Origin of the sequence: Catenulispora yoronensis, assembly GCF_039531695.1 — a bacterium.
Taxonomy (GTDB): Bacteria; Actinomycetota; Actinomycetes; order Streptomycetales; family Catenulisporaceae; genus Catenulispora; species Catenulispora yoronensis.
On the sequence record NZ_BAAAQN010000067.1, the window covers coordinates 40,776 to 64,910 of the forward strand.

General features: G+C 69.9%; 21 protein-coding genes and 1 pseudogene. 14 read left to right on the forward strand and 8 right to left on the reverse strand.

The window, feature by feature from the left end; genetic code table 11:
* Positions 1 to 48 precede the first annotated feature (48 nt).
* The 6 genes from rpsF (at position 49) to dnaB (ending at position 6,634) form a co-directional block, all read left to right on the forward strand.
* Complete coding sequence (gene rpsF, locus ABD481_RS38405; protein WP_344670801.1) at positions 49 to 354, forward strand: 30S ribosomal protein S6; 306 nt, start codon at positions 49 to 51, stop codon at positions 352 to 354.
* 32 nt (positions 355 to 386) lie between these two features.
* Positions 387 to 1,049 (forward strand): single-stranded DNA-binding protein, encoded by a 663-nt coding sequence (locus ABD481_RS38410; protein WP_344670802.1) that lies wholly within the window; start codon positions 387 to 389, stop codon positions 1,047 to 1,049.
* A gap of 64 nt (positions 1,050 to 1,113) precedes the next feature.
* The gene (gene rpsR, locus ABD481_RS38415; RefSeq protein WP_344654925.1) at positions 1,114 to 1,350 is read left to right on the forward strand and encodes a 30S ribosomal protein S18; all 237 of its coding nucleotides are present in this window, start codon (positions 1,114 to 1,116) and stop codon (positions 1,348 to 1,350) included.
* Positions 1,351 to 1,367: 17 nt separating this feature from the next.
* Positions 1,368 to 1,823 carry a 50S ribosomal protein L9 gene (gene rplI, locus ABD481_RS38420; RefSeq protein ID WP_344670803.1) on the forward strand — a complete coding sequence of 152 codons (456 nt, stop codon included), beginning with the start codon at positions 1,368 to 1,370 and terminating at the stop codon, positions 1,821 to 1,823.
* Between the two features lie 131 nt (positions 1,824 to 1,954).
* Complete coding sequence (locus ABD481_RS38425) at positions 1,955 to 3,490, forward strand: N,N-dimethylformamidase beta subunit family domain-containing protein (protein ID WP_344670804.1); 1,536 nt, start codon at positions 1,955 to 1,957, stop codon at positions 3,488 to 3,490.
* Positions 3,491 to 4,015: 525 nt separating this feature from the next.
* Positions 4,016 to 6,634, forward strand: coding sequence for a replicative DNA helicase (gene dnaB, locus ABD481_RS38430; protein WP_344670805.1), 2,619 nt, complete (start codon positions 4,016 to 4,018; stop codon positions 6,632 to 6,634).
* A gap of 230 nt (positions 6,635 to 6,864) precedes the next feature.
* On the opposite strand, the gene ABD481_RS38435 is transcribed toward dnaB, so the two are convergent.
* The 3 genes from ABD481_RS38435 to ABD481_RS38445 form a co-directional block, all read right to left on the reverse strand.
* Positions 6,865 to 8,166: a DUF2716 domain-containing protein gene (locus ABD481_RS38435; protein WP_344670806.1), complete on the reverse strand. Its 1,302-nt coding sequence runs from the start codon at positions 8,164 to 8,166 to the stop codon at positions 6,865 to 6,867.
* 316 nt (positions 8,167 to 8,482) lie between these two features.
* Positions 8,483 to 9,319 (reverse strand): ABC transporter permease, encoded by an 837-nt coding sequence (locus tag ABD481_RS38440; RefSeq protein WP_344670807.1) that lies wholly within the window; start codon positions 9,317 to 9,319, stop codon positions 8,483 to 8,485.
* Entirely contained in the window at positions 9,316 to 10,386 is a 1,071-nt protein-coding gene (locus tag ABD481_RS38445; protein WP_344670808.1) for an ATP-binding cassette domain-containing protein, read from the reverse strand. Before ABD481_RS38445 ends, ABD481_RS38440 begins: the two co-directional genes overlap by 4 nt.
* Positions 10,387 to 10,463: 77 nt before the next feature.
* Between ABD481_RS38445 and ABD481_RS38450 the strand changes: the two genes are divergently transcribed.
* Positions 10,464 to 11,207, forward strand: a complete 744-nt coding sequence (locus ABD481_RS38450; protein WP_344670809.1) for a TetR/AcrR family transcriptional regulator — start codon at positions 10,464 to 10,466, stop codon at positions 11,205 to 11,207.
* A gap of 199 nt (positions 11,208 to 11,406) precedes the next feature.
* Positions 11,407 to 12,126, forward strand: coding sequence for a DUF6882 domain-containing protein (locus ABD481_RS38455; protein WP_344670810.1), 720 nt, complete (start codon positions 11,407 to 11,409; stop codon positions 12,124 to 12,126).
* 82 nt (positions 12,127 to 12,208) lie between these two features.
* Here the strand turns inward: ABD481_RS38455 and ABD481_RS38460 are convergent, their stop codons facing one another.
* Positions 12,209 to 12,661 (reverse strand): MarR family winged helix-turn-helix transcriptional regulator, encoded by a 453-nt coding sequence (locus ABD481_RS38460; RefSeq protein WP_344670811.1) that lies wholly within the window; start codon positions 12,659 to 12,661, stop codon positions 12,209 to 12,211.
* A 157-nt stretch (positions 12,662 to 12,818) separates the two neighbouring features.
* Between ABD481_RS38460 and ABD481_RS38465 the strand changes: the two are divergent.
* Positions 12,819 to 13,997 (forward strand): annotated as a pseudogene (locus ABD481_RS38465) (MFS transporter); the annotation flags it as partial.
* A gap of 364 nt (positions 13,998 to 14,361) precedes the next feature.
* On the opposite strand, the gene ABD481_RS38470 reads toward ABD481_RS38465, so the two are convergent.
* Positions 14,362 to 15,840, reverse strand: a complete 1,479-nt coding sequence (locus ABD481_RS38470) for an aminotransferase-like domain-containing protein (protein WP_344670812.1) — start codon at positions 15,838 to 15,840, stop codon at positions 14,362 to 14,364.
* Between ABD481_RS38470 and ABD481_RS38475 the strand changes: the two genes are divergently transcribed.
* Positions 15,839 to 17,119 (forward strand): aminotransferase class V-fold PLP-dependent enzyme, encoded by a 1,281-nt coding sequence (locus ABD481_RS38475; protein WP_344670813.1) that lies wholly within the window; start codon positions 15,839 to 15,841, stop codon positions 17,117 to 17,119. The two genes, ABD481_RS38470 and ABD481_RS38475, sit on opposite strands and share 2 nt — an antisense overlap.
* Here ABD481_RS38475 and ABD481_RS38480 read toward each other — a convergent pair.
* A complete protein-coding gene (locus tag ABD481_RS38480) occupies positions 17,046 to 17,438 on the reverse strand; it encodes a YrdB family protein (RefSeq protein WP_344670814.1) in 393 nt (130 codons plus the stop codon). The genes ABD481_RS38475 and ABD481_RS38480 overlap by 74 nt on opposite strands.
* A 228-nt stretch (positions 17,439 to 17,666) precedes the next feature.
* Between ABD481_RS38480 and ABD481_RS38485 the strand changes: the two genes are divergently transcribed.
* Genes ABD481_RS38485 through ABD481_RS38495 form a run of 3 tightly spaced genes read left to right on the forward strand, consistent with a single transcriptional unit; the run spans position 17,667 to position 21,065 of the window.
* Positions 17,667 to 19,325, forward strand: a complete 1,659-nt coding sequence (locus ABD481_RS38485) for a TROVE domain-containing protein (RefSeq protein ID WP_344670815.1) — start codon at positions 17,667 to 17,669, stop codon at positions 19,323 to 19,325.
* A 59-nt stretch (positions 19,326 to 19,384) separates the two neighbouring features.
* Entirely contained in the window at positions 19,385 to 20,263 is an 879-nt protein-coding gene (locus ABD481_RS38490) for a sterol desaturase family protein (protein WP_344670816.1), read from the forward strand.
* A gap of 43 nt (positions 20,264 to 20,306) precedes the next feature.
* Entirely contained in the window at positions 20,307 to 21,065 is a 759-nt protein-coding gene (locus ABD481_RS38495) for a phytanoyl-CoA dioxygenase family protein (protein ID WP_344670817.1), read from the forward strand.
* 28 nt (positions 21,066 to 21,093) lie between these two features.
* Here ABD481_RS38495 and ABD481_RS38500 read toward each other — a convergent pair whose 3' ends face one another.
* Both ABD481_RS38500 and ABD481_RS38505 read right to left on the reverse strand, forming a co-directional pair.
* Positions 21,094 to 21,957 carry a TIGR03621 family F420-dependent LLM class oxidoreductase gene (locus tag ABD481_RS38500; RefSeq protein WP_344670818.1) on the reverse strand — a complete coding sequence of 288 codons (864 nt, stop codon included), beginning with the start codon at positions 21,955 to 21,957 and terminating at the stop codon, positions 21,094 to 21,096.
* Between the two features lie 158 nt (positions 21,958 to 22,115).
* The gene (locus tag ABD481_RS38505) at positions 22,116 to 22,526 is read right to left on the reverse strand and encodes an SRPBCC family protein (protein WP_344670819.1); all 411 of its coding nucleotides are present in this window, start codon (positions 22,524 to 22,526) and stop codon (positions 22,116 to 22,118) included.
* Between the two features lie 162 nt (positions 22,527 to 22,688).
* On the opposite strand from ABD481_RS38505, the gene ABD481_RS38510 reads away from it, so the two are divergent.
* On the forward strand, positions 22,689 to 23,456 hold the full coding sequence (locus tag ABD481_RS38510) for a class I SAM-dependent methyltransferase (RefSeq protein ID WP_344670820.1): 768 nt from the start codon (positions 22,689 to 22,691) through the stop codon (positions 23,454 to 23,456).
* Positions 23,457 to 24,135 lie beyond the last annotated feature (679 nt).

Genomic DNA, 24,135 nt, shown 5'->3' on the forward strand with positions numbered 1-24,135 from the left:
CCACGGAGAGACCGTGGCCGCATAGTCCAAAGGAGGTGGGTTACGCATATGCGTCAGTACGAAGTCATGGTCATCCTGGACCCGGACCTCGACGAGCGTTCGATCACCCCGACCCTCGACGGATTCCTCAAGGTGATCCGCGACCTGGGCGGCAGCATCGAGAAGAACGACGTCTGGGGCCGTCGCCGGCTCGCCTACGAGATCAAGACCAAGAGCGGCAAGAAGGTCAGCGAGGGCATCTACGCCGTCGTCGACGTGCAGGCCACGCCGGACGCCGTCAAGGAGTTCGACCGTCAGGCGAACCTGTCCGAGACCGTCGTCCGCACCAAGGTCATCCGTCCCGACCAGCGGTAAGACACTCCGCTCTCACGTTTGAGGACCTGAGCATGGCAGGCGATACCGTCATCACCGTCGTCGGCAACCTGACCGACGACCCCGAGCTGCGCTTCACCCCGTCGGGTGCGGCGGTCGCGAACTTCACCGTCGCGTCCACGCCCCGCACCTTCGACCGCCAGACCAACGAGTGGAAGGACGGCGACGCGCTGTTCCTGCGCTGCTCGATCTGGCGCCAGGCGGCGGAGAACGTCGCCGAGTCGCTGACCCGCGGCATGCGGGTGGTGGTCTCCGGACGGCTGCGCCAGCGGTCGTACCAGACCAAGGAAGGCGAGAACCGCACGGTCATCGAGCTGGAGGTCGAGGAGATCGGCCCGTCGCTGAAGTACGCGACGGCGAAGGTCACCAAGGCCAACCGGCCCGGCGGCCCGGGTGGTGGCGGCGGTGGCGGCGGCGGCTGGGGCGGCGGCTCCGGGGGCAACTCCGGCGGTGGCGGCAACGGCGGCGGCTGGAGTGGCAACTCCGGCGGCGGCAACGGCGGCGGCGGTGGCGGCGGCAACTCCGGCGGTGGCTGGGGCGGCGGCGGCAACGGCGGCAATGCCGGCAACTCCGGCGGCGGTGGCGGCGGCGGGAACTCCGGGGGCGGCGACCCCTGGGCGTCCGGCGGCGGCGACGGCGGCTGGGGCGGCTACGGCAACGACGAGCCCCCGTTCTAAGTGCTCGGTCCCTCGAACGGACCCTTTGAACTCGTAGCACAGAAGTAAAACCAGGAGAGATCCAATGGCCAAGGCGCCTCTCCGCAAGCCTAAGAAGAAGGTTTGCGGTTTCTGCAAGGACAAGGTCACGTACGTCGACTACAAGGACACCACGCTGCTCCGGAAGTTCATTTCGGACCGCGGGAAGATCCGTGCTCGCCGCGTGACCGGCAACTGCACCCAGCACCAGCGCGACGTCGCCGTGGCGGTCAAGAACAGCCGCGAGATGGCCCTGCTGCCCTACACCAGCACCACCCGCTAGGAAGGGGAGGAGAGATCATGGCTACCACGAAGCTCATCCTCACCCATGAGGTCGGCGGGCTCGGCGAGCCCGGCGACGTCGTCGAGGTCAAGGGCGGCTACGCCCGCAACTACCTCGTCCCGCGCGGCTACGCGATCGCGTGGACCCGCGGCGGCGAGAAGCAGATCGAGCTGATCCGCAAGGCCCGCAAGGTCCGCACGGTCCGCGACCTGGCCCACGCCAACGAGCTGAAGGCCGAGCTGGAGGGCCTGCGGGTCCGGCTGGCGACCCGGGCCGGCGAGTCCGGTCGGCTGTTCGGCGGCGTGACCGTCGCCGACGTCGCCGACGCGGTCAAGAAGGCCGGCGGCCCGGACGTGGACAAGCGGCGGATCGAGATCGGGAACCCGATCAAGACCGTCGGCGCGCACACCGTCTCGGTGCGGCTGCACCCGGAGGTCCAGGCGAAGGTGGAACTCACCGTCGTCGCCAACTGAGGCCGATTCCGGGCGTCTTTCGCGACAACCGGGTTCTGGCTTTGTAACAGTCGCTCCACAGCTTCGCGCTGTGGGGCGATTGTTGTTTTCGTCCGTTTACCCAGATGTCGCGATACTGATTTACTCGGGCCGTGCATCACCCTTCCCGCCGGCAATCGCTGCTCATACTGAGCGGCCTGGGCACGGCGGCCGTGGCCGGCGGCGCCTATCTGCTGGAGAACCACGGCTCGTCGAGCCAGCCTTACGACCCGCACGAGGGCGCTCCGCCGGAACGGCCGATAGCGCCGGCCACGCCGCTTCCGGCCGGGGACGACGTGAATTGGCGGCCCGGCGCTTTCGGGTTCAAGCCGTCGAACGACCATGTGCAGCAGATCAAGGGGTACGCGTCGGCGACCAGCGTCGGGCTCGGGGAGTCCATCGACTTCCACGTCACGGTGAGCCCGGCGCAGAAGTTCACGGTCAAGGTGTTCCGGCTCGGGCAGACGCCGCGCGACCGGGCCTCGGACCTGGTCGCCACCAGCCCGGCGCTGGCCGGGACGACACAGGACCTGCCGCGGGTGGTGGCGCCGACGCGGACGGTGCTGGCGCCGTGGACGGCGTCGTGGCGGCTGGAGGTGCCGGCGGACTGGACCAGCGGGCTGTACGTGGCGACGTTCGAGAACGAGGCCAAGTTCCGGAGCGTCGCGCCGTTCGTGGTGCGCGACGACCGCCAGAGTGCGGACCTGCTGGTGGTGTTGCCGTTCACCACTTACCAGGCATACAACATGTATCCGTGGGATGAGAAGATCGGATCAAGTCTTTACCATGCCTGGACGCCCACCGGACAATACGGGTCGACGGACATCTGCTCGACCCGGGTTTCGTTCGACCGGCCTTATGTCGGTGACGGGATTCCGACATATTTCGACCTTGACTATGCATTCGTGAGTTGGGTAGAAGCGCAGCGCTATACCGTTTCGTACGCTTCGAGCATCGATTTGCACGCCGGGCGGATCGATCCCACGAAGTACAAGGCACTGGTGTTCTCCGGGCACGACGAGTACTGGTCGTCGGATATGCGCTCGGCGCTCGAAGCCGCGCTGGACAAGGGCGTCAGCGCGGCGTTCATGGCCGCGAACAACCTGTACTGGCACATCCGGCTGGACGCGTCGGCGGAGGGCGCCCAGCACCGGCAGGTGACGTGCTACAAGGAGCGGGCCGACCCGGGGGCGCGGTCGCGGGAGGTGCAGACCAACCTGTGGCGGGTGATCGGGCAGCCGGAGCAGTCGCTGCTGGGGGCGATGTACAAGTCGGTGGTGACCGACGCCAAGCCGCAGCCGCTGGTGGTGGACTCCGCCGGGCACTGGTTCTGGCGCGGGACCGGGGTGCGGGACGGGGAGCGGATCCCGAACTTGGTGGCCGGGGAGGCCGACCAGGTGTGGCCGGGGAAGGACGGGCCGGACGTCACGTATCTGGCGGTGTCGCCGTTCACCGGGAACGGGAAGAACGACAAGCCGGCGAAGATGCCGGCGCACACCGTGCTGCATCAGAGGGACTCCGGGGCGTGGGTGTTCAACGCCGGGACGTTCTACTGGAACCATGGGCTGTCGACGCCGGGGTTCGTCGACTCGCGGATCCAGGGCGCCACGCGGAACCTGCTGGACCGGATGACGGGGAAGGCGGTTTAGGGGCGGGCCGGGCGGATATCGGGCGGCGGGGTGTCCGGCGCCGGGGGTCCGGCGCCGGGCGTTCGGCGCCGCGGTCCGGGGTCCGGCGCCGCCGGGGGCCTTCCCCAGGTGTGGGGGCCGGCATCGGCGGGCATTGCCGGTTGTGGACGGCCGGCGCCGACTAGCAAAGGACCGGACCCCCAGCAAGATTCTTGCCGGAAAATTTTTCTCCACAGGCAGTGGACAACTTGGCGACGCTCCCGTGCACGTCAGGACTCCACGATCAACCGCCGGCGGCATTATTCACAGGGGGCTTCCACACTCTGTCCCCAGGCTCATCGGCGTGTCTCCACAGCTTTCCCCAAGTTTTCCACAGGTTATCCACAGGGGGTGTGGACGGCCGTCTCGACCATTCGGGCCCGGAGTACGTACCGTGGAGGCTGGAGGCCCGACTGTCAGTCCCCCGCCGTACCGTGGACCCACGGTGAGGCGTACGGACCAACCTCGGTTTCATGGCGGGCACGGCACGGGCAAGGGAGGCGGGACATGAGCATCGACGACCTCCCGTACACCGCCGACGAGGCCTACCAGGGCGGCTTCGAACGCACCCCGCCCCAGGACATCCCGGCCGAGCAGTCGGTGCTGGGCGGCATGCTGCTGTCCAAGGACGCCATCGCCGAGGTCATCGAGGTCGTCAAGGCCAACGACTTCTACAAGCCGGCCCACGAGGCGGTCTTCGGCGCCGTCCTGGAACTCTACGGCCGCGGCGAGCCGGCCGACCCGGTCACCGTCGCCGCCCTGCTGACCAAAAAAGGCGACATCAACCGCATCGGCGGCGCACCCTACCTGCACACCCTGATCAACTCGGTCCCCACCGCCGCCAACGCCGGCTACTACGCCGAGATCGTCAAGGAACGCGCGATCCTCCGCCGCCTGGTCGAGGCCGGCACCCGCATCGTCCAGATGGGCTACAGCACCGACGGCAGCGACGTCGAGCAGATCGTCGACGCCGCCCAGCAGGAGATGTACAACGTCACCGACGCCCGCTCCAGCGAGGACTTCGTCCCCCTGGCGGACGCCATGGAAGGCGCCCTCGACGAGATCGAGTCCATCTCCAACCGCTCCGGCCAGATGACCGGCGTCCCCACCGGCTTCCACGACCTGGACGCCCTGACCAACGGCCTGCACCCGGGACAGATGATCATCATCGCGGCGCGGCCGGCCATCGGGAAGGCCCTGGCGCTGGACACGCCGCTGCCGACGCCGGCCGGCTGGACCACGATGGGCGCGGTCCGCGTCGGCGACCGGCTGCTCGGCGCGGACGGCCGCCCGACCCGCGTGGTGGCCGCGACCGAGGTCATGACCGGCCGACCCTGCTACGAGGTCGAGTTCTCCGACGGCTCGGTGATCGTGGCCGACGCGCAGCACCAGTGGTTCACCGAGACCCGGGCCTCGCGGCGTGCGGCCCAGGAAGCCCACGCCCTGGTCGGCGCGGGCGGACCCCGGCCGCCACGGGCCACCGGATCGGTGAAGACCACCGAGGAGATCGCCAGGACTCTGCGCTGCGAGACCGCGGAGCCGCGCCTGAACCACTCGGTACCCGTGGCCGCGGCGGTGGAGCTGCCGGACGCCGACCTGCCGCTGTCGCCCTACGCGCTCGGCATCTGGCTCGGCGACGGGCACACCGATGCCGCCCGGTTCACCACGGCCGACCCGGAAGTGGTGGCGAACCTGGAGGCCGAGGGCTTCGTCGTCACGGCGAACGGGCCGCTGGCCTACTCGCTGCGGTTCCCGGCGGCGGAGACCACCGAGCGCGCGTGCGCGGTGTGCGGGGTCACCTTCGTGCCGAAGACCTCGCAGGTCCGGATCTGCGGCAAGGTCTGCGGCGGACGCGCGCGGTCACTCAGCGCTCCGGTCGCGGCACCGTCGTGCCCGGACTGCGGGCAGCCCTCCAGCGGCTTGCGGCGGTGCCAGGCCTGCCACAACGCGCACGGCACCGTCCAGGGCCTGCTGCGGTCGATGGGGGTGCTCGGGGACAAGCACATCCCAGCGGCGTACCTGCGGGCGTCCGTGCGCCAGCGACGCGCCCTGCTGGCCGGGCTGCTGGACAGCGACGGCTACGTGAACCGGACGGGCACCGTGCAGTTCTCGGTGACGAACCGGCGGCTGGCCTCCGACGCCCACGAGCTGATCCTCAGCCTGGGCTACCGGGCCACCCTGACGACCAAGCGCGTCGCCGGCCGGAGCGAGGCGACGTCCACCGCGTACACGGTGACCTTCACGCCCGCCGACCAGGTGTTCCGGCTGACGCGCAAGGCCGTGCGACTGACGGCCCGGAACCACCCGACCACTGGCCGGCGCTACATCGTCGACGTCCGCCCGATCGCGTCCGTCCCGGTCCGCTGCGTCGAGGTCGACAACGAGGACCACCTCTACCTGGCGGGCCGATCGTGGATCCCGACCCACAACTCGACCCTCGGCCTGGACCTCGCCCGCAGCTGCTCCATCAAGAACGGCCTGAGCTGCGTCATCTTCTCCCTCGAAATGGGCCGCAACGAGATCATCATGCGCCTGCTGTCCGCCGAGGCGCGGGTCGCGCTGCACCACATGCGCAGCGGCACCATGACCGACGAGGACTGGGCCCGCCTGGCGCGTCGGATGGGACCGGTGTCGGAGGCGCCGCTGTTCATCGACGACTCGCCGAACATGTCGATGATGGAGATCCGGGCCAAGGCGCGGCGGTTGAAGCAGCGGCACGACCTGCAGCTGGTGATCATCGACTATATGCAGCTGATGCAGCACAGCGCGGCGAACTCCAAGCGGCCGGACAACCGGCAGCAGGAGGTCTCGGAGATCAGCCGGTCGCTGAAGCTGCTCGCCAAGGAGCTGGAGGTCCCGGTGATCGCGATCAGCCAGCTGAACCGAGGCCCGGAACAGCGCACCGACAAGCGGCCGATGATGAGCGACCTGCGCGAGTCCGGCTCGCTGGAGCAGGACGCCGACGTCATCATCCTGCTGCACCGCGAGGACGCCTACGAGCGCGAGTCCCCGCGCGCGGGCGAGGCCGACCTGATCGTGGCCAAGCACCGTAACGGCCCGACCGCGAACATCACGGTGGCGTTCCAGGGGCATTACTCGCGGTTTGTGGATATGGCGCAGAGCTGAGAGGTGGCTTGTAGGGGTCTGTAGGGACCCATTTCGGGTGGCGAATTCCCAGCTCTGATGGCGGGGCGTAGGCGGATCCGCCACTGAACTGAAAAAGGTGGCGCTGTCCAGATGATCAGTGCCTTCGGCCAGGATCGACATCCCAGCCGGGCGCGAGACGCCGCACCAGACTCTCGGCAGCAGCCGAATTATGGCCGTCCGCCCCAGCCGCCCCGGTTGGCTCAGTCGGCTCAGTCGAACGTCCAGGCTCCGCCGCCGAGCAGGCGGTCCAGTTCCTCCCCGACTTGCTCGATGAGGTCGTTGCCGAAGACGACGAGAGTTTGTTCGGCGTATTGACCGAAGGTGCCCAGGCGGGCGTCAGCGGTGGTGAGAAACTGGAACTCGCGGTCGGCGAGGGCGTTTCCAGGCCAGCGTGGCTGCCCCGGATTACCCACGCGATGCGGGTCGAACTCCCAGCCGTTGAGATAGGGGCGGTATTCGTACACCCACTCACCTGGCGGGACACAGGCGCGCAGGCCAAGCTCGATGACGCGTTCGGCGGCCGCGATCACCGGATCGCCGGATCCGCCGAACATGCCATAGAACCAGGTACGCGAGTCGATTGGCACGCTGTACCGTCCGCTCCCGCTGGCGTAGTCGAAGCCGATGCGAGCCTCACAGCGACGCGCGATGTGCAGGTACTCGGCGTCGTTGAGAGACTGTCTTGCGGGTGGGGCTGCAGCGGGCTCGCCCGGTGGGGCCCAGTGGTACGACTGAACCGTCGTGACCTCACAGAAGCTGGCGGCAAGCAGGGCGTCGCGTAAGTCGCCGTCAGCATCGACGACGAGGAACTTCTTGGTCGGCTTCCGGAGCCGCCACAGGGGAAGCTCCGCCAGTAGTTCAGATCGGGGCGCGGTCAGGCCGCCGACCGTTACGAACGCAGTATCCCTGACGTTCTCCAGCCAACAGGCGGCAATCGCCCTGCCTCGGTGGATAAGCACGCGGATGTCGACGTCCCAATTCGGAGTGGAGCGCATCGTGTGCCAGGCCTCCAAGGGGACCCGGTGCGGGCCGGAGCGGGCAGACAGTTCGAGTGCCTGCCGAGCCTCCGCCTCTTCCCAACGGAACGAGGCGACCTTGCACTCCGCTGCAGGCTGGGGCAAGTCGAGTTCGGCAGCCTCACCGACCAGGACGCTACGCTCCCAACCCGCAGTGAACCCTGCCCCGTCGAGCGCTTCGGCCAACTGCGATGCCGCCCTGTCGTGGGCGAACACGCGCCACTCCAGTGGTTCCACACGCTCAGCTGCGGACGCCTGTACCTGCGCAACAAGCTGCGCGGCTGACGCCGATGCCTCGGCGTCCAGGGCCGGGTGTTCGACGATGCAGCGAGTGCCACAGTGGGTAAGGATCAGCGGTCCGATCCGTTCGACGACGGTCCCGAGCCGCGGATGTGCGGGGGCGTGGTCGCGCAAGGTGGAATCGTGCGCTGCGAGGAGTTCCTCTCTGCCCAAAGCCACGACGACATGCAAGCAGGACGACACCTGCCGTGCCACGAATTAATTCCACCAGATCTGCTGGCTGTCCCAGCATGAGCAGCAATCTGGCACGTTCTCGGTACACACGTTCAGCAGAACGAATGTCGCGAACCTGGCAACGAGAGATATTCCGCCAGCCGAACGGGACGGATGACCCTCCGCCAGGACTGGGAAGCAGACCAACTCCTCAGGCCAGCCAGTCTCCCGCCGCCAGAACAATCGGCTACCTACACGACGCCAGGGACGGCGATCTCGCACACGCGCGACCGCCGTCCCTGGATCCGGCCCCCGGCGGCGCCGGATCCCTTCCCCGCCTACCGGCCCACCGGCCGGCCTACCGACCCGCGTGCTGATACCGGCGCACAGTGACCGGGACGCACACCACGAGGATCGCCGCTGCCCACAGCAGTGCTGCCGGGACCGGGTGTTGCATCGGCCAGGCGTGGCTGGTGACGGTGCCGGGGCTGCCGAAGAGGTGGCGGGTTGCCTGGGTCAGGGCGGAGACCGGGTTCCAGTCGGCGATTACGCGGAGCCAGGTGGGCATGCCGTTGGTCGGGACGAAGGCGTTCGAGAGCATTGTCACTGGGAAGACCAGGGGGGTCATGCGGTCGGCGGTGGATTCGTTCTTGAACATCAGGCCCAGGAGGACGCCGACCCAGTGGAGGGCGTAGGCGAACAGGAGGATGAGGGCGAGGGCCGTGAGGGCGGAGGCGGTTCCGTCGTGGGTGCGCCAGCCGACGACGAGGCCGACGATCGCCATGATGGCGAAGCCGACGGTGGACATGACCAGGTCGGCGCCGGTCTGGCCGAAGGGGACCGCGGAGCGGGCCATGGGCATGGAGCGGAAGCGGTCCATCACGCCCTTGCCGTTGTCGGCCGCGACCTTGTTCATCGTCACGATCACGGAGAAGGTGGCGGTCATCGCGAACATCCCGGGCATCAGGAAGTCGCGATAGTTGCCGCCGCCGGGCACGGTGATCGCGCTGCCGAAGATGAAGCCGAAGATCACGACCATGATGATGGGGAAGAGTACGGCGCCGACGATCTCGCCGGGGGCGTGGCGGAGCTGGGCGAGGTTGCGCTGGACGATGGCCCGGCCGTCGCGGAGGGCCAGGGCGGCGCGGCGCAGCGGGGTGTCGGCGGTGAGGGGGAGGACGGCGTTTTCAGTCATCGGCTCAGGCTTTCCGGGCTGGGGACGGTTGTCGGGTCAGGGGTCGGGGCGGACACGAAGTTGTGGCTGCCGTCGCCCGCGCCGTCGCCGGCGCCACCGCTCCCGCTCTCGCCCGCGCCGCCGCTCCGGCCCCCGCTCCCACTCCCAGTAAGAGCCAGGAACACCTCGTCCAAGCTCGGCGTCTGCAAAGTCACGTCCTCCGCGACGACCCCCGCGTCGTCGAGCTCGCGGACGATGGCCGGGATCCTCAGCGTCGGGTCGCAGGCCCCTTCCACCTCGTGCGCCGTCGCCCCGGCGTGGGCCGGCGAACCGGTCGCCGCGCTGAGCAGCCGCACGGCCCGGGCCTGATCGGCGCCGTCGCGCAGTACGACGCGCACCCGGGTGCCGATCGCCGCCTTCAGCGCGTGCGAGGTGCCGTCGGCGACCACGCGGCCGTGGTTCACGATCGTGATGCGGTCCGCCAGCTGGTCGGCCTCCTCCAGATACTGCGTGGTCAGCAGCACCGTCGTGCCGTCGGCGACGAGCTGGCGGACCGTCTCCCAGATCTCGTTGCGGCTGCGGGGATCGAGCCCGGTGGTGGGCTCGTCCAGGAACAGCAGCCGGGGCGCCACGATGAGGCTGCTGATCAGGTCGAGCCGGCGTCGCATCCCGCCCGAGTAGGTCGACACCAGCCGGCCAGCGGCGCCGGCGAGGTCGTAGTGCTCCAGCAGCCCGGCGGCGCGCGCCTTGGCGTCGCGTTCCCGCAGCCGGGAGAGCCGGCCGAACATCAGCAGGTTCTCGTAGCCGGTGAGCTTCTCGTCGAGTGCGGCGGACTGGCCCGCCAGCCCGATCGTCGCGCGGACCCGCGCCGCGTCGCGGACCACGTCGAAGCCCGCGACGCGCGCCCGGCCGGCGTCGGGGCGGGTGAGGGTGGACAGGATGCGCAGCATCGTGGTCTTCCCGGCGCCGTTGGGGCCGAGCAGGCCGATGATCGCTCCGTTCGGCACGGTCAGGTCCACGCCGTCCAGGGCCTGGGTCGCCCCGAACCGCTTGCGCAGGCCTTCCGCTTCCAGCAATGTCTCCGGCATCAGCCCTCCTATGGGTACGTCGTACGCAATGGACCGTAGCTTATGCGTGCGCCGTACGCAATGACTACGATGGACGGATGCGCGATCAGGACGACGCCGTCATCTGGCTGCGGCCCGAGGTCACCGGCCGCGGCCGGGTCCCCGGCTACAGCCGCGCGCAGATCGCGAAGGCGGCGATCGCGGTGGCCGACGCGGAGGGCCTGGACGCGGCGTCGATGCGCCGGGTGGCCACCGAGATCGGCGCCGGCCCGATGTCGCTGTACCGCTACGTCCGGAACAAGGACGAGCTCCACCTGCTGATGGCCGACGAGGTGCTCCGCCAGGACTGGCGGCACTGGGAGGCGATGCCGGAGCCCGACTGGGACCGGACCATGCGGCGGATGGCGGCCAACCTGCGCCGCCTGGTGCTGGCCCACCCCTGGTGGGCCGAGGTGATGATGCGCGGGCCGATCTTCGGGCCCACCATCATGCGGATGGTCGACGTGACGCTGGCCGGCCTGGACGGCCTGGGCCTGGACATCGACGAGATGATGGACGTCGCCGAGATCGTGCGGACGTTCGCCGTCGGCCACGCGCAGCAGGAGTACTACACGGCCCGCGCGATGGCGGCCGCCGGCGCCGAGGACCACGCGAACATGCATCCCGACTGGCAGCCGTACGTGGTCTCCCTCGTCGAGTCCGGCGAGCTGCCCTACGTCCGGCGCATCGTGTTCGAGGCCCGCACGCCGCACGAGTCCGATCCACAGGTGCTTTTCGAGCGCGCGCTGGGCCGCATCATCGCCGGGATCGCGGCGACGCTGCCGGAGGCCGAGGGCTCGTAGCACGCGGGTTTCCCGGCGGCTCTGGGTCGCAGGATCCTGATCCGACCGGCGGCTCGTTCAGCGTGCGGTCCGCGGCGGCCGCGGCACCCGGGCCGACCTCACCTGCCGAAGGCAAAGATCAAGGCGTTCACCTGCGCGTGTTCTCGCTGCTTGAGACATCGCCCCGACAGAAACTGCCGAGCCCCGCTACTGTCGACACGTGACTTCTGCGTTCAGCGATGCCTTCCTCCGTATGGCGGAGCCCCACGCGGCCTGGGGCATGCGCCAGATCGAGGAGTTCAACGAGTTCCTGCCGATCGGGCCGTGGACGGTGAACCTGGACGAGCGCCGGTACCGGCAGTCCGGGAGGGAGCTGCGGATCAGCGTGCTCGGCAGTTTCGACACCGCCGAGGCCTCCTGGCTGTGGGGCTGGGCCAACCCCGGGTTCGGGAAGCTGCCGGTGGTGGCGGCGGCCGAGGCGCTGCGCGGCTTCGGCCGGGAGCAGGGCGTGCCGGAGTTCTCCGAGGAGCTGGTGGACCTGTCGGGGTTCGACGACCCGCGGTACGCCGCCGAGATGCTGGCCTTCGGCGCGATGGGCGTGCTGCGGGCCGACGGCTACATCGGCGTGCAGGCCAACGAGACCGGGCGGCTGTACATGGTGCCGGACGATCCGCAGGTGCCGGTGGCCGGTCCGGACCCGCTGGCGCTGCCGCGGCTGCTGATGTCCGGCGCGCAGTTCTTCAACCGGTCGGCGTTCGAGGTGGTGGCCGGGTACTTCCACCACTTCCAGCTGCCGTGGCGGCAGGAGGGCGACACGGTCTACGCCGACCTGCCGGGCGGCACCACCGCGACCGTCGAGTTCGACCCGCAGGGCCGGATCGGAGCGGTGTCGATGGGGGCCATCAGCAAAGAATCGCTGGGCTCGGCGACCGAGCACTGAGCAATGGGCCCGAAACCGGGCCCAAGGCCGGAACCGAACAGCACCGCTCAGAATCAAGGCTCTGACCTCAGAGCCTTGATTCTCAGTCCAGCTCCTGGAACCCGCACGCCGCCGCCAGCAGCAGCATCCACTCCCGCGCCGACGCCCGCAGCTCCGGGTCGAGCCCGGCCTCCAAGGCCTCCTCGCGCCGCCGCACCGCCGGCTTGGCCTTGCCGTACAGCTCCAGCCCGGCCTCGGTGGCGTGCAGCTGGTGCGCCCGGCGGTCGGTGGGGTGCGGCGAGCGCACCACCAGGCCGTGCGCCTGGAGCCCGGCCACCATCTCGTTCGCGGCCTGCCGGGTGGTCCCGCAGGCCCGCGCCACCTCGGCGACGGACATCCCCGGCCTGCGGTCGAGCATCATCAGCGTCGCGAACTGCGGCACCGTCAGGTCGAACCCGCTGAGCTCGTCCTCGATCGCGGCCCGCATGCCGAGCCACGTGTGGCGGATCAGGAAAGTGACGACTCCGTCGTCGCCTGCCTTCTCGGACAAGGACATATCAGGGCACTCCGCATTCTTGATTGACAGGTACCTGACGAGTTTGTCAGGCTGATATCCGACAGGTACCTGTCGATCCTAGCGTGAGCCATCGGCCCGCGCCCACCGTCACCTGCGCCATCGCCACCGGCAACCGATCCTGGGGGGTCGTCCCGTCATGCCCGAAAGCCCGCCGAACGGACACCACCAGCGCCTGATCCTGGCCGTCCTGATCTTCGCCCAGGTCCTGATCTGGATCGACGGCACCGCACTGACCACCGTCTACGAGACCCTCGCCGACCCGGCCCGGGGCCTGGGCGCCAGTCCCGGCCAGCTCCAGTGGGCCACCGGCTCCTACACGCTCGTGCTGGCCACCGTCACCTTCACCGGCGGCGCCCTCGGCGACCGCTTCGGCCATCGCAACACCCTGCTGGCCGGGATGGCGCTGTTCGGCCTGGCCTCGGTCGCCGCCGCCTACTCGCGGGACTCCGGCCAGCTGATCGCCGCCCGCGCGGTCATGGGCCTGGGCGCCGCGCTGCTGATCCCGGCGACGCTGGCCACCATCAGCTTCACCTTCGAGCCCGCCCGGCGCCCGGCCGCGTTCGGGGTGCTGAGCAGCTTCGCCGGCGTCGGCATCGCCGCCGGGCCGGTCCTGGCCGGGCTGCTGCTGGCCCGGTTCTGGTGGGGCTCGGTGTTCCTGATCAACGTCCCGGTGGTCGCCGTCGGGCTGGTCGCGATCGCCCGCACGGTGCCGAACTCCCGTCCGCCGCAGCGGCGCGGCCTGGACTTCCCGGGCCTGGCGCTGTCCACGGCCGGTCTGGGCCTGCTCTCCTACGGCCTGATCCGGGCCGGGCAGGACGGCACCCTCGGCGAGCCCGCGGTCTGGGGCGCGGTCCTGGGCGGCGCCGTGCTCACCACCGCCTTCGTCGTCGTCGAGCTGCGGCTGAAGCACCCCAGCTTCAACCCCCGGCTGTTCGCGCGGCGCCAGTTCGCCACCGGCAACATCGCGCTGACCATGCTGTTCCTCTCGATGAGCGCGGGCGGCTACTACTTCGCGTTCTACCTTCAGGGCGTGCGCGGCTACTCGGCGCTGCACGCCGCGCTGATCGGCATCCCCGGCGCGCTGGGGGTCGTCGTCGGCGGGCCGCTGGCCGTCCGCCTGGCCAGGCGCACGTCGGTGCGCCTGGTCACGGGGACGACGCTGTCGGTGTCGACCGTGACCATGCTGCTGTTCTCCCGGTTCGGCCTGCACACCTCGATCGCGCTCTACATCGTCCTGGCCGTCGTGCAGGCGGCGGCGATCGGCATGACGATCGCGCCGCTGACCGGGGCGGTGCTAAGCGCGCTCCCGCTGGAGCAGGCCGGGTCCGGCAGCGCGGTGAACGCCACCATGCGGCAGACCGGGAGCGTCCTCGGCATCGCGATCGGCGGCACGGTGCTGTCGATCGTCTACCGGCGGGCGCTCCACGGCTCGACGGCTGAACTGCCCGCGCCCCTGAGGCAGCAGGCTGAGACGTCGGCCGAGCAAGCCCGCCACATCGCCGCGCAGCACGGACCGGTCGGGCTCGGGCACCAGGCGGACCTGGCCTTCGTCCACGCGATGCACGCCGGGATGGTCTGGGCCGCGGCGGCGATCGGGATCAGCGCGGTGCTGGTCGCGGCCGGGTTCCGGGTCGGCGCGAAGGCTGGCGCGGCGCCGGCCGCTACCGCGCCGTCTCCCGCTACCCCGCCGACTCCCGCCGCGCCGCGGCCAGCCGTCGCACCGCTTCCCGCAGTTCCGTCCGGTCCGCCGCAGCCGCGAACCCCAGCCGCAGAAACGGTCCCGGCGGTTCCGTCGCGAAGTAGCGGTTCCCTGGACTGACCGAGACGCCGTGCCGGCGGGCCGCCGCCGCCAGCACGGCGTCGTCCTCCCCCGGCGTCGGCCGCACCCACAGGTGCAGGCCTCCGCCGGGGAGCCGGGACACCGTCCACTCCGGGATCTCGGCCTCCAGAGCGGCCGCCAGGGCCGCACAGCGCTCCCGCAGAGCCGCCGACAGGGTTCGTAGATGGCGGACCCATCCGGGGGCGCTGGTGAGCTCCACAGCGGTCTCCTGCAACGGCCGCGAGACGAAGAAGTCGTCCACGTGTCGCACCGCGCGCAGCCGCTCCATCACCGGCCCGCGCGCGATGAGCGCGCCGATCCGCAGGCTCGGCGCCGCCGGCTTCGACAGCGACGTCAGATACACGACGGTGCCGTCGCGGTCCTCGGCCAGCAGCGGCGGCGGCACCGGCCCGCCGTGGCCCAGCAGCCGGGCGAAGTCGTCCTCGACGATGAAGGCCCCGGCCGCGCGCGCCACCTCCACGATCTGCCGTCGCCGGTCGGGTGCGAGGACGGCGCCGGTCGGGTTCTGGTAGGTCGGCTGGCAGTACAGCAGCCGCGCGCCGCTGAGCGCGAAGGCGTCGGCGAGCAGTTCCGGGCGCAGGCCGTGCTCGTCGACCGGGACCGGCAGCGGGCGCAGGTCGGCGGCGCGGGCGGCGGCGATCGCGCCGGGGTAGGTGGGCGACTCGACCAGGATGGCCGCGCCGGGTGCCGCGACGGCCCGGAAAGCCGTGGAGAGGGCGTTCTGGCCGCCCGCGGTGATGACGACGTCCTCCGGCCCCGCTCCGGCGCCCACGCCCCGCGCGAAGACCGCTCTGAGGGGTTCCAGGCCGTTGCCGAGGGTGCGGTCCCAGGCGTCCGGGCGGCGCGCGGCCCGGGCCAGCGCGGCCGCCAGGGCGCGGGTGGGTTGCAGGGAGCGGTGCAGGTAGCCGCCGTCGAGCCGGAGCGTGCCGGGCGGCGGCGGTCCGAGGACGTCGGTCACCGGCCGGGTGTCGACGGCGCGGTCGGCGAGCGCGACGGTCTGCCAGGCGGTGTCGCCGCCGAACCGGGAGCCGAAGGCCGGGCCGGCGGGGTTGTCGTCCCCGCCGAAGCTGCCGAAGCCGCCGTGGCCGCCGGACCCGCTCGTCCCGCGCCGCGACGCGACATAGGTTCCGCTGCCGGGCCGGGTAGTGACGAGCCCCTCGGCGGCGAGAAGCGCTATCGCACGCGTGACCGTTACCGGGCTCACGCCATGCCGCCGTATCAGCTCTCTGCTGCTGGGCAACCGGTCGCCGACGGAGAGCTCGGCTATCAGGGTCCGCAGCCGACCCGCCAACACTGCGGGAGTGCTATCGTCTGACATGAGAAGGAAGAATAGCGCTTTCGCCAGTAACGCAGAACCGCTACTCGACATCGAGACGCTACGCGCGCAGACTCCGGGTTGCGAGAAGGTCATCCACTTCAACAACGCCGGATGCGGTCTGCCGGCGACGCCGGTGCTGGAATCCATGATCGACCATCTCCGGCTGGAGTCGGAGATCGGCGGCTACGAGGCCGCGGCGGCGCGGGCCGAGCAGGTGGCCGAGTTCCACATCCAGACCGCCGCGCTGCTCAACGCCGCGCCGCGCAACATCGCCTTCGCGGGAAGCGCTACCCACGCCTACGCCAACGCGCTCTCGGCGATCCCGTTCCAGCCGGGTGACGTGGTCCTCACCACCCGCAACGACTTCATCTCCAACCAGATCGCGTTCCTGGCGCTGCGCAAGCGGTTCGGGGTGCGGATCGTGCACGCGCCGGACCTGCCGGAGGGCGGCGTGGACGTCGAGGCGATGGCCGCGTTGATGCGCGGCGAGCGGCCGCGCCTGGTGGCCGCCACGCAGATTCCCACTAACTCAGGGCTCATACAACCGGTGGCCGAGATCGGCCGGCACTGCCGGGAGCTCGATCTGCTTTATCTTGTCGACGCGTGCCAATCGGTCGGGCAATTGGAGGTCGACGTCCAGGAAATCGGTTGCGACTTCCTGACTGCGACCTGCCGCAAATTCCTGCGTGGCCCTCGGGCGACCGGTTTCCTTTACGCCTCCGATCGTGTTCTGGAACAGGGCTACGAGCCTTTGTTCATCGACATGCACGGGGCGCGATGGACTTCCGCCGAGGAATATCAGCCTGCTGCGACGGCGCGCCGCTTCGAGGAGTGGGAGATGCCGTACGCGGCCGTGATCGGCAGTGCCGAGGCCGTCCGTTACGCCCGCGACATCGGCCTGCCCGCGATCGCCGACCGCGCCGCCCGGTTGTCCTCCGACCTGCGCAAGCTGCTCGCCGGACTGCCGAACGTCCGCGTGCTGGACCATGGCGCGCGGCTCGGCGCCTTGGTCACCATCGCGATCGACGGCTGGGAGCCGGAGCCGTTCAAGAAGGCGCTGGACGGGCGCGGCGTGAACTCGGCGCTCAGCTTCCGGGAGTTCGCGCAGTACGACTTCGGCGTCGACAAGGACGTGGACTGGGCGCTGCGGCTGTCCCCGCACTACTACAACACGGCCGCGGAGGTGGACGCGGTGGTCGACGTTATCAGGGAGCTGACTTGGACGCCGCTTCCCGCGCGGTCACGTTCTTCAACGACTCCCGGTCGAACGCGGCGATGACCATGTTCAGTACCGCCACGATGCCGAAGGCGATCGCGAACGCGTGCCAGCCGGCGGCGTAGCCGGCGATCGTCGCGGCGGCGAAGACAACGGTCTTGACCGCCAGTACGCCGGCCATCGGCAGCTGAACCCGGGCCCGCGGCGCGGCGAAGGCGCCCCAGACCACGACCATCAGCGCTGGGGCGCCGAGGCCGAGCAGTACGTGGACGGCGACGTTCGAGCCGGTCCGGAAGCCCCAGACCGCGAGCAGGACCAGCGCGACGAGCTCCAGCAGGAAGGCGAGACCCTCGTTGGCGACGTGCAGCGGTTTGGGGAGCATGGCGTGATGATAGCCACGATATTCGTTGGACGTCGACGCGGCTCCAGCAGCATTCTGTGATGGCACTCCCGGTGCGCAGGCAGCGGATACTTCTTAGTCAGGGGAAAGGTGCCGGTTCGAATCCGGCCCGCCTTCGGAAGAGGGCGTGTGGTCTAGTGGCTATGACGTTCCTTAAGCACCGCAGCCGACTTCTGATCTCGGGAGGCATTTCTTTGCGGGGTGGATGTTATGGCGAAGTTCAACAAGGCGCGGCACGACCCGATTGAGACTTTCGAGGGCGGCAAGGCGTACCGGCGCGACGCGAAGTCGGACCTCTTCCTGCTCGCGGTCACGAACATGGTCGGCGAGGACACCTTCTACGAGGCCGCCGACGATCGGGACAAGCGGTATCGCGACCTGGTCCACACCGTCGCGCTGGAGGACCCGGAGTGGATGCTGCGGTTCGTCGGCTGGCTGCGGTCGGAGGCGAACATGCGGTCGGCCTCGGTCGTCGCGGCCTGCGAGGCGGTCTGGGCGCGGCTCCAGGTGGGTCTGTCCGGGCAGAACCGGCAGCTGATCGCGGCCGCCTGCCGGCGGGCCGACGAGCCCGGTGAGGTGCTCGGGTACTGGACCGGCCGTTACGGCCGGGCGCTGCCGAAGCCGGTGAAGCGCGGGGTCGCCGATGCCGTGGGACGGCTGTATTCGGAGTACACGCTGGCCAAGTACGACTCGGACGCCAAGGGCTTCCGGTTCGGCGACGTCATCGACCTGGTGCATCCGGCCGCCGCGGTCGGCAAGCCGTGGCAGGGCGACTTGTTCCGGCACGCGCTGGACCGGCGGCACAACCGGGACAACCCGGTGCCGGCGGCGCTGGGGACGCTGACCAAGCGCGCGGAGCTGCTGGCGCTGCCGGTGGCCGAGCGGCGCGGGGTGCTGCTGGCCGACGGCGGGTCCGAGCGGCTGGCCGAGGCCGGGATGACCTGGGAGGCGCTGGCCGGCTGGCTGCAGGGCCCGATGGACGCCGCGGCCTGGGAGGCGGTGATCCCGTCGATGGGGCTGATGGCGCTGGCCCGGAACCTGCGCAACTTCGACGAGGCCGGGGTCCGCGACGAGGTGGCGTCGCAGGTCTGCGCCCGGTTCCTGGACGCCGGACAGGTCGCGCGGTCGCGGATGCTGCCGTACCGGTGGCTGTCGGCCTATCGCGCGGCGCCGTCGCTGCGCTGGGGCCACGCGCTGGAGGGCGCGCTGGGCCACGCGATCGCCGGGATCCCGGAGCTGCCGGGCCGGACGCTGGTGCTGGTGGACACCTCGGGTTCGATGAACGGCGTGGTGTCGGCGCGGTCGCGGGTGCGGCACGTCGATGTGGGGGCTCTGATCGGGGTGGCGCTGGCGGTCCGGGGTGGGGCGGGTGGATCGGGTGGCGCTGTGGGCGGCGGCGTGGCGGGTTCGGTCGGGTCGGTCGGGTCGGTCGGTTCGGTTGGTTCGGTTGGTTCGGTGAGCACAACGGGCTCGGTCGATCTGGTCGGTTTCGCGGACGGCGTCTTCTCGCACCGGCCGCCGGCGGGGGCCAGCGTGCTGCGCTCGATCCAGGTGTTCACGAGCCGGGTCGGCGAGGTCGGTTACGGGACGCAGATCGTGGAGTCGGTGCGGGCCGCCTACAAGGGGCACGACCGTGTGGTGATCGTCTCCGACATGCAGGCGTTCCCGTACTACTACGACAAGGGGAAGGGCGCGGACGCGTTCATCCCGAAGTCGGTGCCGGTCTTCGGGATCAACACCACCGGCTACGGCCGGTCGGCGCTGCCGCCGGGGGTCGCGAACCGGTACGAGATCGGGGGCTTCTCGGACAAGGTGTTCACAATGTTCGGGCTGTTGACCGCCGGACAGGATGACGCCTGGCCGTTCTAGGCGGATTTCCGCGCGGGTGGCGCGGCTGACTCTGGTCAGTCGCGCTACTCGCGAGTAACGTGCGCCTTGTGATCGACGGTATCGACCTGACGACCCTCGCCATCCCGTTCTACGTGCTGTTCATGGCGTTGGAGCTGCTCTCGCTCCGGTTCTTCCCGGACCCGGGCGAGCAGGGCTACACCGTCAAGGACACCGCGACCTCGCTGTCGATGGGCATCGGGTCGATCGTGTGCAATCTGGCCTGGGGCTTGGTGACGGTGGCCGCCGTCGCGGGCACGCACGCCTTGGCGCCGTGGCGGATCGGCAGCTCGGCGGCGAGCTGGATCGTGATCTTCGCGGCGTATGACTTCTGCTACTACTGGGAGCACCGGGCCAACCACCGGATCCGCATTCTGTGGGCCTCGCACGTGGTGCACCACTCCAGCCGGCACTACAACCTGTCGACGGCGCTGCGGCAGACCTGGACCGGGGTCGGCAGCACGGTGTTCATCCTGCCGCTGGCCGTGGCCGGCTTCCCGGCGTACATGATCTTCGCCACCGGTTCGCTCAATCTGCTGTACCAGTTCTGGATCCACACCGAGCGGATCGGGAAGATGTGGCGGCCGGTGGAGCTGGTGATGAACACGCCGTCGCACCACCGGGTGCACCACGGATCCAATCAGGGCTATCTGGACAAGAACTACGGCGGCGTGTTCATCGTCTTCGACCGGCTGTTCCGCTCCTTCGAGCCGGAGGGTGAGCCGGTGGAGTTCGGGCTGACGAAGAACATCGGCACGTACAACCCGTTGCGGGTCGCAGTGCACGAATACGCGGCGATCGCGCGGGACGTGCGGGGCGCCGGGAGCTGGCGGGACAAGGCCGGATACGTGCTGCGCGGGCCGGGATGGTCGCCGGCGGCTCGGACGGCTCAGGCGCGGACCGGGATGGCGCGGGCGTAAAACCCTTCGCGGCGTGGCGAGCACGCTGCATAGCCTGGGGCGCGTGCTGACCGATGAACAGCTCAAGGAATTCGGCGAACGCGGGTTTCTCGTCGTCCCGGACGTGGTGGCGCCCGAGGTGGTCGAGCGGGCGCATCGGCGGATCAGCGAGATCGTCGAGGCCGATCCGCCCGGCGAGGGGGTGGTCGGGAACCACTTCTACTTTCCGAAGGCCGCTGACGAGCCGGAGCTGATCGCGCCTTTGACGGCCGGCGGGCCGATGGCTGGTGGGGCGGAGGGGCCGAGCGGGTTCGCCCATGCCGAGGCGCTTGCCCGGCCCGGGCTGCTCGATGTGCCGTGGCAGGTCCAGATCGCGCTGAACATTCCGCCGTTCCCGCATCGGCCGGGACGGCCGCACATCGACGCGCGCAACCCCGAGCCCGATCCGGCGCTCGTGCCGAACACTTTCACGCTGCTGGCGGGGGTGTTCGTCACTGACCAGACGGCTGAGGACTCGGGGAACCTGTGGGTCTGGCCGGGTACGCATCGCGCCCACGCCGAGTACTTCCGGCAGCGCGGTGTCGAGGCGTTCTGTGCCTATCCGGACATTGATTTGCCGGAGCCGGAGCAGGTGCGGGCGCGCGCCGGGGATCTGCTGCTGGCGCACTACTTGCTGGGCCACAACATCGGTGGGAACTTCGCGTCGCAGAGCGTGCGGCGGATGCTGTACTACCGGGTCAGCGCCCGCGGACACTTCGATCGGCCGGAGCGGATCCTGGTCGAGCCCTGGTACCAGTACGACGCTGTTCGGGCCCTGATTTAGGGCGTGTTTGAGTTTGAGGGCCTGGGGCTCAGGTCCCGGCGAGGAGCTCCACCACCGGTGCCAGTTTGTCCAGGAACATCCCGTTCACCGCGATGTAGGAGATGCCGAGTTCGTCGCGGCGACGGCGCAGCTTGTCGGCCATCTCCTGCGGTGTGCCGGTGAGGATGGACGGTGCTCCGGTGCGGATCAGCTCCGCGGGGTCGACGCCCATCTGGTAGCGGAGGAAGTCGGGCAGTTCCGTGCCGACGCCGGAGAGGTTGAAGCTGAGCTCGATGTCGTCGAAGCGGGAGCCGGCGATGACCCTCAGCTCGGCGACCTTCTCGGCCAGGCCCTCCTCCGAGGTGGCCGGGTCCAGGCCGAGGGTGATGATGTCGGCCTCGGCGGCGGCGAGCTGGAACATCCGGCGGCCGCCGGCGGCGACCAGGATCGGGGGGTGCGGGCGCTGGACCGGCTTCAGCAGCGAGTGGCCGTCCGCCGCGGCGGAGACCTCCTCCTTGACGATGTGGATCGTGTCGGAGAGCTGCTTGATCCGCTCGGCCGGGCTGCCGAAGGGGCGTTCGCGGTGCACCACCTCGGTCTCGGCGGCCGGGCGGCCGGCGCCCAGGCCCAGCTCCAGGCGGCCGCCGGAGAGCAGGTCCAGCGCCAGGGTGCGCCAGGCGATCTCGAACGGGGTGTAGAACGGCGCGGGCAGCACGAAGGTGCCTACGCGCAGCGTCGCGGTGGCCGCCGCGGCGGCGGCGAGGGCGGTGAACGGCTCCAGGGTGGCCATCGTGTCCGGGGCCAGCAGCGTGCTGTAGCCGAGGTCCTCGGCCCGCCGGGCCAGCTCCTGCCAGGCCTGGGCGGTCGGCGCGAGCGCCGCGACGGCGCCGAAGCGGAAGGGGCGGGGGTTCATGGGGCTTCTCCCTGCGTCGGGGTTCTGGTTCCTGCCTACAGTGATCCTGGTCCACGTGCGGGGAGGAGGACGTCCGGCTGGGGGAGGTCGCGTACGTACTCTGCGGGGAGTACGTACGCGGTTCGCGGCGTGGTCAGAGGGTCATCACGAGGGCGCCGTCACAGAGCTTCGGCGATCTTGGCGATCTCGGCGAGGATCCCGCCGGCGGTCTCCTCCACGACCGGCTTGGCCTCGGCCGCCACGCGGGTGCTGGAGGTCGCCTCGCTGCGGCCGTCGCCGAGGTCGGTGACGTCGAAGGCGACCTCCAGCGTCTCGGGCCCGTTGGGGACGGTCATCACCACGCGGTGGTTCTCGACCACCTCCAGGTAGCGGCCGGTCAGCTCGCCCTCAACGCCCTCGCGCTCGACGATGGCGCTCCACGTGCCGTCGACCCGCAGGTCGATCCGGGCCGTGCCGGGCTCGGCGCCGAACCACTGCTCGAAGTGCGGCGCCTCCGTGGTGGCGCGCCAGGTTTTGGCGGCGGGGGCGTCGATGACGCGGGTGACGGCGACGGTGATGAAGTCGGTCATGGTCTGCTCCTTGGTGGGAGGGTGTCTGTCTGCTTGCGGGGGTTGCGGGACTGGCGGGGCTCGCGAGGCTTACGGGGCTCGCGACTCGCGTCCAGAGAAGTAGACGAAGCGGCGGGCCGAAACTCATCGGCGTCCACGCTCCGCACGTCATAGGGTCGGGACGTGCTGGACTACGATCTCGAAGCCGCCACCTACGACCAGACGCGCGGGGGCATGGAGCGGGCCCGAGCGGCCGCCAACGCGGTGCTGGAACTGGTCCCGGAACTGGTCCCGGGTCTGGTCCCAGAGCGGACGGCGGTGCTGCTGGACGTGGCCTGCGGCACGGGCATCGTCTCGGAGCTGCTGAAGGCGCCGGGCCGCACCGTGATCGGAGTGGACGCCTCAGCGGGGATGCTGGAGGTCGCCAAGACCCGCCTGGAGCTCCCGGTCCGTGGGGACGCAACACGGCTGCCGATCGCCTCCCACTCCGCCGACGCGGTGACGTTCATGTGGCTGCTACACCTGGTCAGCCCCGAGGTGGTAGCCGGCGCGGTCCGGGAGGCGGCGCGGGTGCTGCGTCCGGGCGGCGTGATGGTGACGACGGTCAACAAGAACTCCGCGCAGTTCTCGACCGAGAGCGACGCTGGGGCTCTGCTCCGCGCGGCTCAACGAGAGCTGGCTCCGCCTGCGACGGACGACTTCGAGCGGGTCAACGCGGTCGCCGCCGAGGCGGGGCTGGAGTACGTGGGGGGCTCGGGGTACGTGGGGCACAACCAGGGCAAGTCGCCTCGGCAGTGGATCCGCTTGGTGCGCGAGCAGTTCACGTGGTCGCATGATGCTGCGCCGGAGCGGATCGCGGAGCTCTGTCGGGAGTTGGGGGCGTTGCCGGGGCAGGATGTTAGGCGGCCGGATCCGGTTTATCGGGTGGCGGGGTTTCGGTGGCAGGGTTGAAAGCCAGTCAAAAGCTAACCAAAAGTCAAAAGCTGGGTAAAGCAGGCGCCTCCGGCGAGGGCCTCGGATCCCTCGGAGAACTGGCGCCAGCTCCATAGGTGGGCCCTGCTAGTCCCTGCGCTGGCGGTTTGTGAGGTGGGGGTTTGTTCCCCTCGCTCACGTCGGCAGCCCTACGGGTACAGCACCGCCGCCCAGGTATCAAGTCCATGCCGCTGCGGTAATGGTTGTTGGGCTGCGGTTGGGCTTGCATGAACTTGACACCTGGTCGGCGGTACTGTAGGCAAAGCCCTGCCGACGTGACCGAGGAGAACAAACCAAAACCCCAGGGAGAGGACTGAAGGATCCGGGGCAGTGGGCGGCCACTTCAGCCCTCCGGCCGCCGGTTGGCAAACCTTCGGCCGCCGGTGAGGCAGGGGCTTTAGCTGCCCATGCGAGAGAGTCTTCAGCCACCCGGGGAGGCCTTCAGCTGTCCGCCGCTTTTGCTTTGAACCTTCCCGGCGGCCGTAGTCAGCGAGGCGCCCAGCCCCCTACCCAGTGATTGTCAGCTCTCTCCCTGGGTTTTTGGTTTGTTCTCCTCGGTCACGTCGGCAGGGCTTTGCCTACAGTACCGCCGACAGGGCTTCTGCGTTCTCGTCTGGTGGTACGAGTTTGTCGGCCTGGGGCGTGGCCGGTGTGATTT

Bases quoted from the DNA above. Each gene is read 5' to 3' on its own strand.
- ABD481_RS38505 (WP_344670819.1), bottom strand. From the start codon at position 22,526: ATGACCGACTTCATCACCGTCGCCGTCACCCGCGTCATCGACGCCCCC.
- dnaB (WP_344670805.1), top strand. From the start codon at position 4,016: ATGAGCATCGACGACCTCCCGTACACCGCCGACGAGGCCTACCAGGGC.
- ABD481_RS38450 (WP_344670809.1), top strand. From the start codon at position 10,464: ATGCGCGATCAGGACGACGCCGTCATCTGGCTGCGGCCCGAGGTCACC.
- ABD481_RS38480 (WP_344670814.1), bottom strand. From the start codon at position 17,438: ATGCTCCCCAAACCGCTGCACGTCGCCAACGAGGGTCTCGCCTTCCTG.
- ABD481_RS38485 (WP_344670815.1), top strand. From the start codon at position 17,667: ATGGCGAAGTTCAACAAGGCGCGGCACGACCCGATTGAGACTTTCGAG.
- ABD481_RS38410 (WP_344670802.1), top strand. From the start codon at position 387: ATGGCAGGCGATACCGTCATCACCGTCGTCGGCAACCTGACCGACGAC.
- ABD481_RS38470 (WP_344670812.1), bottom strand. From the start codon at position 15,840: ATGTCAGACGATAGCACTCCCGCAGTGTTGGCGGGTCGGCTGCGGACC.
- ABD481_RS38460 (WP_344670811.1), bottom strand. From the start codon at position 12,661: ATGTCCTTGTCCGAGAAGGCAGGCGACGACGGAGTCGTCACTTTCCTG.
- rplI (WP_344670803.1), top strand. From the start codon at position 1,368: ATGGCTACCACGAAGCTCATCCTCACCCATGAGGTCGGCGGGCTCGGC.
- ABD481_RS38475 (WP_344670813.1), top strand. From the start codon at position 15,839: ATGAGAAGGAAGAATAGCGCTTTCGCCAGTAACGCAGAACCGCTACTC.
- rpsF (WP_344670801.1), top strand. From the start codon at position 49: ATGCGTCAGTACGAAGTCATGGTCATCCTGGACCCGGACCTCGACGAG.
- ABD481_RS38445 (WP_344670808.1), bottom strand. From the start codon at position 10,386: ATGCCGGAGACATTGCTGGAAGCGGAAGGCCTGCGCAAGCGGTTCGGG.
- rpsR (WP_344654925.1), top strand. From the start codon at position 1,114: ATGGCCAAGGCGCCTCTCCGCAAGCCTAAGAAGAAGGTTTGCGGTTTC.
- ABD481_RS38440 (WP_344670807.1), bottom strand. From the start codon at position 9,319: ATGACTGAAAACGCCGTCCTCCCCCTCACCGCCGACACCCCGCTGCGC.
- ABD481_RS38500 (WP_344670818.1), bottom strand. From the start codon at position 21,957: ATGAACCCCCGCCCCTTCCGCTTCGGCGCCGTCGCGGCGCTCGCGCCG.